We start from the raw sequence: 12846 nt of genomic DNA, 5'->3' as shown, positions 1-12846 counted from the left end.
CTTCTCTCTGCCGATTCGCAGCATCTGATAACATTTCTGAATCCTTTCCGGATAGGCAGCAGGCTCTGGGGGACATGCTCAGGCTCTGTTCCGATGAAGATAAAAATCTCAGGGTAAAGAAATAAATGCTCTTTGCACGGTTTTCCCGGAACTTTCTAATGTTTTCCCAATAATATATATAAACTTTTGTGTACACTTTCCCAATATTCTAATACACGGGCAAAATGAAAACTCTTCTTATATTTACTCTTACTTTGCTATGTTCAGGTTGCCTTGAGGATACGGCTGTAACTCCTATAAATACGATTAATCCGGATTCGGTTGAATACTACGGCGTCGCAGCTGCAAACAATGCTTTTGCCTTTGACATGTATTCAAAGCTGGTGCAGCTTGAAAGCAGAGAGAAAAATAACATTTTGTTTTCGCCATATAGCGTATCTGCTGCCATGGCGATCTGTTATGAGGGAACTGAGGGCACTGCAAAAGAACAGATCTCAAACGTGTTTTATTTCCCTGCAAATAACACGGTTTTTAAAGTCCGTTTGAAAGAAACGAATGACAAAGTATATTCCGGAAGTGACGGTTACGAGCTTGAAAATGCAAACGCAATCTGGGTGCAGGAAGAGTATCCTGTAAAGGAAGAGTATATTTTCAATGTCAAAAACTACTACCGCAGTGAAGTAACAAATCTCGATTTTGTGGAAAAACCGGACGAATCAAGAGATGCTATCAATGAATGGGTCGAAGACAAAACCGATCGCAAAATAAAAGATATTGTCCCGAAAGGTTCAATAACGGACGATACGCGGCTGATTCTTACAAATGCAATCTATTTCAATGGAAAATGGGAACATGAATTTGATAAGAAGATGACCAGCAAAAAAACGTTTTATCCGACAAAACGGGAAGAAGTCTCTGTTGACATGATGTACATATCCAGCAACTTCAATTATAGTGAAAATTTAAAGGCAAAAATTATAGAATTGCCTTACAAAGGCAATGATTTATCCATGTACATTGTGCTTCCGAAAGGCAATAATATTACGGAATTTGAAAACAATTTTACAGTTAACGAGTATACCGAACTTAAATACAATATGGAATCCTTGGGGGATGTGGAGACCTCGATTCCGAAATTTAAGTTTGAAACTAAAACCGAACTTTCCGATTCCCTCATTGAAATGGGCGTTGCGGATGCCTTTGATCTGAAACTGGCAAATTTTTCAGGAATTAGTGAGATCCGTTACTGATCTCCAGAATGATTCATCAGGATTTCATAGATGTGCAGGAAGAAGTTACTGAAGCCGCTGCATCAACAACAGTATTCATTGGTTCTGTCAGTTCCTCAAAATCCAAATCAAGGGAGTTCAAAGCCGACCTTCCGTTCATTTTCTTCATAGAGGACAGAAGGACAGACTGCATCCTTTTCATGGGAAAAGTTGAATATCCGGAGTATGAGGGAACTGGAAGATTCTGGAGCCTGCCGTGGAATAAGTAACTGAAACAGGACTTACGCAATTGAACTTAAAAACGCAGTTAAACTGAATATCAGAAATATAAACGATAGATGTTGAGGTTGCAAGAAGAGAAAGTCGGGATTATGAGAAGGCGAAGGGTTTGCTTGAAAAATTAAGACAGTGAAAGGAAAGAAAGGGATAAGAGAATGAACTTGATACTTTTTTGATCCCGATCTCCTTTTTTCTTAATTATTCGGAAAAATCAGGGAAATTTCTACTTCCCTTCAAGTTTTTCCCTCACTTTCCCTTACATTCGTCTACGAATAGTATCACTCTCTCATCTGCGGTCTCACAGCTGACCCAGAAGGGTTTTTCCTTAATTGTGATGGTAAGAACGGACTTTCCATCCCATTCGAAACTCCCGATAACCCCTTTTTCAGACATTTCCCCTTCATTTCCCGGTGGGACCTCGATGCCGTAGTCCTGAAGCTTTTTCTTCATGCACTCAAAAGCATCGGGTGTAACATTAATAAATTTTAGAGGTTTACAATCGTTCTCTTCATTCTGTGCTTGAGCTAATCCGAGAGAAAAGACCAGGTATATCGCTAGCAGAGAAACTATCAATTTTACTTTTATTCTTTGACCCCCATGTGCAATTTGTCATTCCAGTTGATAGAATATACAGAAGCAATCTAACAAAAAATAATAAGTAAAGAAGTTATGATTAACATATAAAACTAAATATATGTTAATTTAATATTATTCAAATAATATTACTATTTGATTATTAATAGTTAATCTCTATTTCCTATTTTCTAAAGAATAGTTAATATTTTCTTTGAATGAAAAAAAATGACAATCACACAAAATAAAGCTTCTTCATATCTGGGCAGTACATGTTAAGTTCAATCTTGATTCTCTCAATAAGGTCTCTACAGCAATCCCCCGTCACTCCGTAGTTTTCTTTTAAGATCCCATCCAGAATCTCTATTTCAATCCCGTTATAAACCAAATTACTTAAATTTTGTAAAATGTTATACTTTAATTCATCTTCTGACTGAGAATCTTGTATTTTTATTTTGGTAACCCGGTATTTATGCGACTGTGAGCCAAAGCGACGATACTTCTGAACATGTACAAATATATCATGATATACATCTGTGCCGCAAACAGGACAACGCGCTTTTACATACATTTTTGTGACCCCAATTTTTAATGGAAAAATAAAAAAGTCGTTAAAATATATAAGAAAGAATCAAGCTGGCTGAAAGTAATCAAAAAAGACTTAATTATGTTGAAAACTTATACAAGCATTTATGCAACAGTGTCCGAATTGTTTGACATTAGTAGGAAAACTTCATATGCGATGTATTTGGTGTGGGCTATATTTCTGTGAAGATTGTGTAAATCCCCATAATCACTACTGTCCGGCATATAAAGAAGGTATGGAATATTCAGTAGATATTTCACGAGTTTATTCTATTGAGTGCTATGAGAGATTTGCTACTTCTGAAGATCTAGAAGAAGAAAATGTATCTGAGCTATCTGCAGAGGAAAAGGAAGTATATAGTCAGGAACATATAATAAAATCAAATCTTATTTTTCAAGAAAGATTAAGATTAGGGGTTGGAGAGCCACCAGATAGGTGCCCTAATTGTGAGAGCACGCTGAATAAAGTTGATGAGAAATGTGATCTGTGTGGAATTAAATTTTGTGCGTCTTGTGTAGCGCCTAATAAGCATAACTGTGTAATAGCTCAATATGAATTAGAAAAAAATCCAACTCCTGTTAAGCCTGAAGTAATTGTTGAATCTTCAATGGAAGCTGAAATTATTGCTGAATCTATTGTTGACTCTGAAGTTTCCGAACCGATAAAAATTGATGTACCTAAAGAGAGAACTGAGATAAGAAAAGTCTCGTTCCTGCGTAGGCTTCTTCATAAATTTTTTTGAAGGAACTGCTTAGAGAACAATGTTCAGCAGTAAGACTAATTGGAAAATGTATCAAGGTGGTGTATTTCTAACTATTTTCTCATCAAAAAATCATTCTAAAACAAATTCTTCTAATATTTCCACATCACCTTCTTCTTTAACGGTCTTTGTTTTCTTTGTAGTTTTTTCATTATCTTCTGTAGAATCAATGCCAAGCGCTTTATCATAACATTTTATAGCTTCTTCTAATTTCCCCATTTTTTGGTAAATCATGCCTTTTTGTTTCCAGATATCGCGCTCGAACTGTTCGTTTTCTTTATTGTTGTGGTTTGTTTCACAACTACGAGTTTTAGATAATTGATCTTTCCTAGCGTTTTCATCAAGTAATTTGTTTAAAGCCTGGGTCACGACATCCGACATACTACTATATTTCCCACTCTTAACTAGTTCTACCACTCTTCTTTTTATTGAAGGGCTCACTGTCGCATTAATCGAGTCTTTTTTCCTCTCTAATGTTGGTGTCATAATTACCTATCTTACAATAATGCAAAACTTATAAGTAATTTCGTGAAGTTATTGTGAAGATAAATTAACATAAAGTATTTATTTGATAACGTCTATTTTCATTATAATGAAGCAATAATGAAATATTATGAATCTATTGTGAAATTACAGGGAGGTGGCGACATAAATACATTAATAGGAATAAGATTTCCTGACGCAATTGTGAAGAAAATTGACGCATTAGTAGAATCTAATGAATACTCAAGCAGGCCAGATGTTGTAAGAGATCTTGTTCGTGAAGGATTCGAAAACAGAGTAAAAAAAGAGGTATCAGCATGATACTCGAAGTTAGAAAACCCCGGTCCTCATCCGCCAAGATTCCGGACCGGAGCACAGCACCAGCCAAAGAGATATTCAAAAGGAGGCACTGTAAATGACTAATTCTAACTCTTGTGATTTCAATGTTTCGAACCTGGATGTTGGGGGAATGTCAGCATGATGTGCACCTGCGGAACCCAACTAAAAATTATGGTAGGTCAATGGGGCATATACCGTTATTGTCCTGACTGTAACAACCGCTACCCTGTACCCCAAATAACCTCTTCTTCTAACGGCCAGGGGGTAAAGGCATGAGTGGGAAAAATCTCACACTCGAAGATCTGAAACATGATCCTCTTGTTCAGAAATTCGCAGCACTTGACCCAGAAACAGCCGCACTCGTACCAGAAGGCGAAAAGTTCCGCGCTCTATGTCAGCAGATATGCCAGGGGGTGCAGGCATGAGCAACCAATGCAAATACAAAAACAAATGCGCACACTACAGAACTGACTCCTTCACCTGCACAAAAGAACTCTCAAAAACCCATTGCGGAATATTCCTTCAGTTCTGCCGGGGCGTCCATCAGGAAGTGGCAGCATGAACAGAAAAATAGTCTGCCCCCACAAACACGAACTTTGCGAAGAATGCAGACAGGTATTTGTCCCGGCAACCTGGCCAAAAATAAACGGGCAAAGGCTCTGCTCTAAATGTGCCTCAAAGATGCTCTCAAGGGGGCTCATCCACCACGGCGCAGGCCAGGACATAACAACTAAGGGGCTGGTCATATGAGCGGTACAGTCCCACCCAGGGTCCCGGTCCACAAAACAAGAAAAGAAACGCTCCCCTCTCATCTCGATGAACTCGTATTCCAGGTCCTGGGAAAAATCAAACCAACTTTCAAGGAAACCGTAAGGTCAATGTTTCAGAATCCTAACCCCGATTCATTCTATAATAGGGGGTGAACGCTTGAACATAATAAAATCAGTCTTCTCAGCCGTAGGATTCGTTTGTTTCCTCTGTGTGGGGTCCATATTTGCACTTTGCGCAATGGTCGCGGGGGTGAGGGCATGAATCCAGAATCAAATGCTCTCGCCTCTAACAACGGCATTGAAATGGAAAACATAATCAAAGCCCTCTATCCGGAGGCTGAATTCCATTACAAAGGTATCATAGACTTTTCAATCGACGGGGTCCAGGTTGAGGTAAAAAGCTGCCAGGAAAAAATAAATGATACCTTCTCCGACAAAAAACACAGGGGTAAACCCAGATCCGGGCGCTTCAACTTTTCTGACCTGCAGCACCAAACCCTAATAGAAAACTCAGGGGAATATATCTTCCTGGTCCACCGGGGAGGAATCCCTATAATCTATCTTCGGGTCCCTGCAGTTAAGCTCAACCTCGGGGAGTTCACCGGAGTAAAAGCCGTCTGCTGGCGGACTATACTTAAGGAGGCGGTCTAAATGCCTCGCTCAAAATCAAACCGTACTTTTCCGGGTCCGCGCCCCTACTCCTCACTATCCAAATTCGAGCAGGCAGCCGTAAAAGTGGCAATGGTAGGGTACAATCAACAATACTTAGACCGCCCATACTTCGAAGTTGAAGAATTTTATACTGAAGTATATTCAAAAAGCGGGTGGTTCGCATGAACAGCCCTGCGGGTAGATTCTTACGGAGCCGATACAGGCCGTATAAACTTAGCTGGAAAACAGTTCGTACCACTATACCTAACTACTGCACTCATATTCACGACTCGCGACAACGCGCAAAAAGCGAAAGAGCAGGGCGTCTATACTTCTCTCGAAAAACATATTCATCCGGGTCCGAAACTCTCCGTAACGGTCCGCGCCACCACTTCAACAGCTTGGTAGGGAGGAGGGTATAATGTTGCCTTGTCTCATTGTCTGGTCTGAATATGCGGACTCAATCCGAAAGAAATACAAGTGTTTCGAGATCCGCAATTATCGCGCCCCTAAAAAATATATAGGTAAAAAAATAGGAATCTACGCAAGCAAGAGAGCGCCAAAGCAGGAAGACATAGACCGTATTAACTCTATTCTGGAAAACTTGCGGGCTGGTCCAGAGGCTGCATTTTATCAGGGGCCTGATGTATCAGGGGATATCCGGGGGGCTCTGGTAGCTACTGCAGCCCTGGTAAGTTGTCATAAGGTATCAGCATATCAGGTCTTTGATTACTGCAAAAAATACCATTTTGCTCCAGATTCATTCTTTGAATCTGGGCCATGCTTCTTCTGGCAGCTGGGAAACATCCAACAATTAAAAACCCCTCTAAAGCTGGATCTAAAAGGGCCAGTTATCTGGTTCTCTATTTCTGCGGAAACCCTCCGGGCTCAGGGGGTGGAGCTTTGAACACTCCCCTTTATACTCGCTGCCTGCGCTGCGGGCGGGCTCTCCGGGATCACAAGAGCAAAAGCCGGGGATACGGTCCTGAATGTTGGGAAAAAGTCAGGCATGCCCTCCCACCTTACAGGGCTCCACTTTCAGAAACTAAGAGCCTTATAAACCCATTTGACGCTTCAGCAAGCTACCTGTCTATTTTACGCAAATTCTCCTCACATTCCTGCCCTTCATGTGGGGCTTCTCTTCACTCTGCAGAAGTCCACAGCTACGACCACGACAACGGGATTAACCTGTCGGGTTTCCTGCTGCCTCAATGGGTTTATATCACCTGCCCATGCTGCGGGGTGGATATCTCTCTGCATAAGCTTACGCGGGATAGCTGCGGGGATCTCTGCAAAAACTACAGACAGGTATCAATCTCTGAAATATTGGGGTTCTACGGGGAGGCGGTCTAATTGGTCTCCCTAAGATATCCCTACAATGGAAACAGGGTGTACTCTTCTCGAAGACTATTTCATTATCAAAAAAGAGGGCTCGGATACAAACCTCTGAATTATTATTTTAGGGGTTCTTCCCTTCACCATCTCTTTCTGGAAGGTAATAAGAACTTCTGCGTTTTTGTTCCTGAGTTCTTGCACACGATGATCCCTCACAACCCATGGACGGGAAAGGGGATGGACACTATAAACGCGATAGCGGTAAGCACGCTCATCCACGGCAATGAGCAGTTTTTACCTGCCTAATTATTTTTTTTCAATTTTTTCGGAAACCGAACTATACCAGTCTACTACGGGAATATACGGGGGCAATCTTATGTCTGGCTTATCTCAATCTCATATCTCAGATTTTTACAAAATCACTAGCGAAAAACCTTATTCTGTTTCCCAAATTGCAGATTATTTGAAAGAAACACACTTTCATAATGAAAATATACAAAAAGTTTACAAAAAAGTTTATGACTTTTTAAAAACGCAAAAGGGAAAGCTTCTTTTCATGCTAAGAAAGGAAGATTCTATCCTCTGGGTCCGGGCAAATCCCCAAAACCCACTTACCTTGATCTTTGATAAGCAAATTACTTCACAGACCGAAAACAAAAACAGCCGAACCAATGATCCTGACAGCCTTGACGGGCTAAAAAACGCCAGCCCTGAACGTTGGAAGGCAGCCCATAAGTGTTCTCGGTGTAACGGTTTCGGCTATGTCGACAAAGAAACAGGGGATTTTATTTACACGAATAATATTTATTTCGAATGTATAAAAGAATTCCAAAACTATATCTCAAGGATTCGGACAGAAAACATCGAAATGTATCATAGCCTTGACGGTGATCCCGTCTTTGCCCGTCAGGTGGCTCTTCCATACAAAACTCGTTTTACCTCTCAGGAACGCCAGGAAGAAATCAAGCGGTCCTATCGGGAAACCTGGGAGACGGCCAGCAGGAAACATATGAAAGCCGTTTTTCTCACTCTTACAGCTCCCCCTCGGGCCGGGTCCTTATGGGATACCAACCTTAACATGCTCACAGCCTGGGGCAAGCTCCGGACCTTCTTAGACCGGCTCCTGCCTCGGGGCTTAACATACATTTGCGTCCGGGAATTCCAGCAAAACGGCCGGCTCCACTTTCACATAATAATTTTCGGGATAAACTGGCTCCTTCCTATCCATGCCCTTAAAAAAATCTGGGTTAGCTATGGGGGAGGTCCTGTAATGGATATTTGCGCAATCCGTCAGACTCCGGAGGGCTGGACCTGGGCCCGCAGATCCCCGAGGGATGCAGCCGGGAAAGCTCCTGCAGGGTACCTTTCAGACTATCTCGAAAAGAGCATGAGTCCTAAATCCGGGCTAAACTACTGGATTTATAATGTTCAGTTCTGGACCGCTTCACAGGACATAAGGCAGGCTCCGGAGCGGTACGAGTCTCGCGGGATCTGGGTCAAAGTAGGAATCATAGGAAAGAAAGGAAAAAGACTCTTCCAGAAGGGCAATGACAAGGCAAAAGCCTTCTTTGCCGGTGCTCTCCTACGTCGCAAGGCCAAACAAGAACCAAAGCCAGAAGATAAACCAAAGGAAAAAGAACAGCCCTCTCTGAGCTTTAGGCGGGCTACAGAGCTATTCATGCAGGGGTGATTTTCTGAAAGGTCTTGACCTCTGTTGTAAAGCCGGGGGCTGCTCCATGGGATATTCTCAGGCAGGTTTTCAGTTACATGCAGCATAATATCATGAATTGTATTCTTTGTCCACATTATTTTATAAAATAAGTAAAAAAATTAGATGAGCCATATAATACAATTTCGAAATACTAAAATAGTTTTTTTCCGATACAGTAAAACATGACTGACGTGTTAGGTTTAATAATAAGTTTAATAATAATAGCTGTTGCGGCAGGACTATTATATATAGCGCTTAAAATCTTAGTAGTATTAGTACGTGAAGGCATTGGCACATTACTGGAAATCTTGTCTGCTAGTAAGGAATGGCTCATTGGAATAGCGTTTACTTTGGTTGTGCTATTTTGTAGCTTTCATATTGTTATAGGAGCTTCATGGTTTTTGTTCCCAAGCAGTTTAGATATAAACTTATATCCTACAGAACATAATGCAGAAATTGATTTGCCTATTTCTGCAATAGAAGGAACTTACATTGAGACTGGCACTGGCTATGTAATAAAACCAACTATGCCTGTTCCACTTCCTGTTGTTCCTAAAATTTACATTAAAAAAACGGATGAGAACCATGTAAGTATAAGTGGTTTAAATTTTATAAAGACACAAGATATACAGAAAATACCTGTGGAAGATCATAGTATTAAAGAGCATGTTAATATATCCCGGGTTATCAAAGTTTCCAAATATATTCCTGACAAAGAGTGAGTTATCGTTAATTCGATTTCTCATCTATTTTGTTTTTGATCCTATCCCAAAATTTAAAATTTACTTCTTTAGGTCTCATACTTTAAGCGACCAATCGAACTTTTAATTATGAAAGTAATTCTGAATAATTTTGGTATTGGGATTAAAACTAATACCATGAAAACTTAATTATGGATCATCAATTTAGATAAAAACAATATCCACTGATGGTAGTCATTAAAATATATGTTCAACATTTGGGTTTTCATGGTATTAGGTTTTGGGATGAGCTCAAATTATAAGTAAACAGTATTTTACAACCAAGTAAGACAATAAAAGTTAAAATTCTATACACATGTTTTATTGTAAAATCTGTGTTAGCACACTACCCTTAATCCCTTCTTAGAGTACATCCGCGTCAAAATCAGGATGAAACTCTAATTAGGTTTTATTTAAACCTGTACTTTAAAAGTTAAGTAGTAATAAGTCATTAGATGTAGATATGACACGGTATGCAATGGAAACCGATCTTATAGGAAGAATTAAAAATTTTGGAGATATTAAAAGAAACCCATACTTACCGGTTTTTGAGGCATTTATTAACTCAATTCAAGCTATTGAAGATCATAAGGATTTTTTAAAAGATTCAACTTACAACGGGGCAATAAGAATTATAGTAAAAAGAGGAGCAGGTCAAGCGAATGTCACTGATGGAAAGGTAGATAGGAAAAATAAAGAAATAGTTTCTTTTGAGATCGAAGACAATGGAATTGGATTTAATGAAGATAATTTCCACTCTTTCTGCACTTCAGAAAGTATTTATAAGCTTCATAGGGGAGGAAAGGGGATAGGCAGATTTTCTTGGTTAATAGCATTTGAGAAAGCAGAGATTAAAAGCGTTTATATCGACAAGAATGGAGTTAAAAAACAGCGAGAATTTACTTTTTCGATATCATATGGAATAGATGTAATTTCTGATATAGAAATAGATCCCAATACCCAAAATAAAACGGTTGTAAAATTAATTAATTTTAAGCCAGAATATCGAGAATTAGATCTTGCATGGAAGAAATCAAAAACTATTGCATTGAGAACCCTGAGCCATTGTTTTTTTTATTATATAAATAAAACTGCACCAAAAATAATTTTAATCGATGAGAAAAGTTATCCTCTTGATGGATTACTTAGTGAAATAATTTTAGATCAAAAAAGCGAATCCATTCAAATTGAAGGGCATGAGTTTAATATTGTCCATATAAAAACTCGTTTTACATATAATAATAAAAATAATATTGTTTTGTGCGCAACAAATAGAGAAGTAGAACTTTATCCCCTTGATGATCATATAGGTACAGATTTGATAGACAAAGATAACGATCAATTCTACTACTCTGTATATGTGTCTAGTCAATATTTAGATGATTACGTTAATACGGCTAGAACCGAGTTTAATCTCCCAGATAAAAGGGACCTTTCTTCACATTTTGAAAATAAAATTCCCAAAAGTGACATAATAGACAAAGTTCTTGAAAAGACGGATTCATATTTAAAAGAATATATTGAAAAAGTTAAAAGGGAGAAACATAACAAAGTTGACGATTTTGTATCTCGAAATCCACCATTTAGATACTTACTATATTATTATAAAGAAATTTACGATAAAGTCAACATCAATGATACAGATGATGAATTATATCAGCTTTTTTATAAATACAAAGGGTTATTAGAATATGAAACTAAAAAACGTGCTGAAGAATTTATAAACATAAATACAAAAACTCAAAAAATTACCTATAAAGATATAACAGAAAAATATGAACGTGTTACTGAAGATTTGTCATATGTAAACTCTGCAGACTTAGCAAAATATATGATTTGGCGGAAACTGATAATAGATACATTAGAAAAAAAAATACAATTTAATAAAAATAGTGGCAAGAAAGGCAAGTATGAAACTGAGTATATAGTACATGATCTTATCTTTCCTAGGAAATTCACCTCAGATCAATTGCCTTATGAAAATGTTAATCTTTGGATAATAAATGAAAATTTAGAATACCATAAGATTGCAGTGTCCGATTTAGAGAATAAGAAATTCTCCACATCTAAGGATGATTCTAGAGCGGATATTTTGATATGTTTTGATGGCGATGAAAATAAATCCGCAACATCAATTGAAATAATAGAATTCAAAAGACCAATGAGAGATAATTACTACGATCGAGATCCAATTGATCAAATGTATGATATAATTAAAGAAATCAAAGGCAAGAGTTTACTAAACGATAATAAAAGAATAATCAAAACAAGTAACTCAACAAGATTCTATTGTTATTTAATATGCGACATCACTCCAGAAATTGAGGATATCGCATTCAAAAAAGATTTTAAAAAATTAAATGATGACTCTGGATTTTACGGTTACAGTAGTAATTTTAATGCATATGTAGAGATTCTGTCATTTGACGAAGTTTTAAGTAACGTTAAAAAGCGTCATCAAAGGTTTTTCGAAAAATTGGGTATTCTACAAAATATTTAGGTAGCGTATAAAATCTTCTTTAAACTCGCTGCATATTTATACACAGGTTTTACGTTAAAAGCTGTGCATTAATGGAAAAGAAAAAGAAGATGTTTTGTTTGCATAATAGTAACTTTTCATGCTTGTGGATAACTAATAAATGAATAGTTGAGTTTAGAAAAAAACTAAGTACTTATATAACTAATATATATTCAAATAATCCCATTGATAATCGATGTGAAAGGTATGTAAAAGAGTTAGCGGTTTAAAAAGTAAAGAAAAATATATGACAATAAACTATTGCCTTTGAGTCACATCCATCATTCAAAAAGTGATGTTTACGTTTATTTATATATTTCGTGATTGGTTAATAAAAGAACGGTGTAAACATGGGTTTTTTTGGAGAATTATTTGAAGATGTAACTGGAAAAAGTAAAAGGCCTGAAATTAAAGGCAGTAGATTTGAAAATTTTGTATCCAATGAGATATTTACCGACATGTTATTTGATCTTGTAGAAATGACAAGAGATTTTGATTCGAACAAAGAAAGGTTCGAAGAAAGAAGCCTGAATCCAGATTTTCTTTTTAGAGATAAAAGAACCAGAGAAGAATTTTGGGTTGAGGCTAAATATCGAAATGGTCTTTTCAAGAACAATAAAGGGCAACTCGTTTGTGAAATATGCAAACAATGGCAATTAGATAGATATAGAGATGTAGAGAAAACTACTGGAAAAAAAGTGTACATATGTTTGGGTATTGGTGAAGACCCTAGATATCCAGAAACAATTCATTTAATACCTGTTTCTGATGCTTATCCCCAATTGTTCCAAAGCAAGCTCAAAGAAACACTGTTATGGAAAAGCCCTGAGCTTTAAGACTTCAAATGGAGTAATTGTTGAAGTAACATCTAA

The 12846-nt window shown here is 37.8% G+C and carries 20 protein-coding genes; 17 read left to right on the top strand and 3 right to left on the bottom strand.

The window, feature by feature from the left end:
• Positions 1–224 precede the first annotated feature (224 nt).
• Positions 225–1250: a serpin family protein gene (locus MA_RS13615; RefSeq protein WP_011022577.1), complete on the top strand. Its 1026-nt coding sequence runs from the start codon at positions 225–227 to the stop codon at positions 1248–1250.
• An 8-nt stretch (positions 1251–1258) separates the two neighbouring features.
• Entirely contained in the window at positions 1259–1498 is a 240-nt protein-coding gene (locus MA_RS29435) for a serpin family protein (RefSeq protein ID WP_011022576.1), read from the top strand.
• Between the two features lie 256 nt (positions 1499–1754).
• On the opposite strand, the gene MA_RS27090 is transcribed toward MA_RS29435, so the two are convergent.
• Together MA_RS27090 and MA_RS13605 are read right to left on the bottom strand one after the other, a co-directional pair.
• Positions 1755–1958, bottom strand: coding sequence for a hypothetical protein (locus MA_RS27090; RefSeq protein ID WP_157860237.1), 204 nt, complete (start codon positions 1956–1958; stop codon positions 1755–1757).
• Positions 1959–2316: 358 nt separating this feature from the next.
• Positions 2317–2652, bottom strand: a complete 336-nt coding sequence (locus tag MA_RS13605) for a hypothetical protein (RefSeq protein ID WP_048065460.1) — start codon at positions 2650–2652, stop codon at positions 2317–2319.
• A 250-nt stretch (positions 2653–2902) separates the two neighbouring features.
• Here MA_RS13605 and MA_RS13600 point away from each other — a divergent pair, with 250 nt between their 5' ends.
• Positions 2903–3409, top strand: a complete 507-nt coding sequence (locus tag MA_RS13600) for a hypothetical protein (RefSeq protein WP_048065459.1) — start codon at positions 2903–2905, stop codon at positions 3407–3409.
• Positions 3410–3499: 90 nt separating this feature from the next.
• Here MA_RS13600 and MA_RS13595 read toward each other — a convergent pair whose 3' ends face one another.
• Positions 3500–3913, bottom strand: coding sequence for a tetratricopeptide repeat protein (locus MA_RS13595; protein WP_011022573.1), 414 nt, complete (start codon positions 3911–3913; stop codon positions 3500–3502).
• Positions 3914–4030: 117 nt separating this feature from the next.
• On the opposite strand from MA_RS13595, the gene MA_RS13590 reads away from it, so the two are divergent.
• The 14 genes from MA_RS13590 (at position 4031) to MA_RS13545 (ending at position 12810) form a co-directional block, all read left to right on the top strand.
• The gene (locus MA_RS13590; RefSeq protein WP_048065458.1) at positions 4031–4231 is read left to right on the top strand and encodes a ribbon-helix-helix domain-containing protein; all 201 of its coding nucleotides are present in this window, start codon (positions 4031–4033) and stop codon (positions 4229–4231) included.
• Positions 4232–4387: 156 nt separating this feature from the next.
• Complete coding sequence (locus MA_RS27085; protein ID WP_157860236.1) at positions 4388–4525, top strand: hypothetical protein; 138 nt, start codon at positions 4388–4390, stop codon at positions 4523–4525.
• Complete coding sequence (locus MA_RS27080) at positions 4522–4674, top strand: hypothetical protein (RefSeq protein WP_157860235.1); 153 nt, start codon at positions 4522–4524, stop codon at positions 4672–4674. The genes MA_RS27085 and MA_RS27080 overlap by 4 nt, the downstream gene beginning before the upstream one ends.
• On the top strand, positions 4671–4811 hold the full coding sequence (locus MA_RS27075; RefSeq protein ID WP_157860234.1) for a hypothetical protein: 141 nt from the start codon (positions 4671–4673) through the stop codon (positions 4809–4811). The genes MA_RS27080 and MA_RS27075 overlap by 4 nt, the downstream gene beginning before the upstream one ends.
• Positions 4808–4999: a hypothetical protein gene (locus tag MA_RS13585; protein WP_048065457.1), complete on the top strand. Its 192-nt coding sequence runs from the start codon at positions 4808–4810 to the stop codon at positions 4997–4999. The genes MA_RS27075 and MA_RS13585 overlap by 4 nt, the downstream gene beginning before the upstream one ends.
• On the top strand, positions 4996–5172 hold the full coding sequence (locus MA_RS27070; protein WP_157860233.1) for a hypothetical protein: 177 nt from the start codon (positions 4996–4998) through the stop codon (positions 5170–5172). Before MA_RS13585 ends, MA_RS27070 begins: the two co-directional genes overlap by 4 nt.
• Before the next feature lie 105 nt (positions 5173–5277).
• On the top strand, positions 5278–5670 hold the full coding sequence (locus MA_RS13580) for a hypothetical protein (protein WP_048065456.1): 393 nt from the start codon (positions 5278–5280) through the stop codon (positions 5668–5670).
• Entirely contained in the window at positions 5671–5856 is a 186-nt protein-coding gene (locus MA_RS13575; protein WP_048065455.1) for a hypothetical protein, read from the top strand. It abuts the gene before it with no gap.
• 235 nt (positions 5857–6091) lie between these two features.
• Entirely contained in the window at positions 6092–6577 is a 486-nt protein-coding gene (locus MA_RS13570) for a hypothetical protein (protein WP_011022570.1), read from the top strand.
• Positions 6574–7023, top strand: a complete 450-nt coding sequence (locus tag MA_RS13565) for a DUF6011 domain-containing protein (RefSeq protein ID WP_011022569.1) — start codon at positions 6574–6576, stop codon at positions 7021–7023. Before MA_RS13570 ends, MA_RS13565 begins: the two co-directional genes overlap by 4 nt.
• A gap of 538 nt (positions 7024–7561) precedes the next feature.
• A complete protein-coding gene (locus tag MA_RS13560; protein WP_157860231.1) occupies positions 7562–8695 on the top strand; it encodes a rolling circle replication-associated protein in 1134 nt (377 codons plus the stop codon).
• Between the two features lie 203 nt (positions 8696–8898).
• Positions 8899–9438, top strand: a complete 540-nt coding sequence (locus MA_RS13555; protein ID WP_011022567.1) for a hypothetical protein — start codon at positions 8899–8901, stop codon at positions 9436–9438.
• Positions 9439–9934: 496 nt separating this feature from the next.
• Positions 9935–11956, top strand: a complete 2022-nt coding sequence (locus tag MA_RS13550) for a hypothetical protein (protein WP_048065453.1) — start codon at positions 9935–9937, stop codon at positions 11954–11956.
• A gap of 368 nt (positions 11957–12324) precedes the next feature.
• Positions 12325–12810 carry a hypothetical protein gene (locus MA_RS13545; RefSeq protein ID WP_048065452.1) on the top strand — a complete coding sequence of 162 codons (486 nt, stop codon included), beginning with the start codon at positions 12325–12327 and terminating at the stop codon, positions 12808–12810.
• The last annotated feature ends 36 nt before the right edge of the window (positions 12811–12846 follow it).

This window comes from Methanosarcina acetivorans C2A (assembly GCF_000007345.1).
Taxonomy (GTDB): domain Archaea; phylum Halobacteriota; class Methanosarcinia; order Methanosarcinales; family Methanosarcinaceae; genus Methanosarcina; species Methanosarcina acetivorans.
This window is presented reverse-complemented; position numbering and strand designations above follow the sequence as displayed.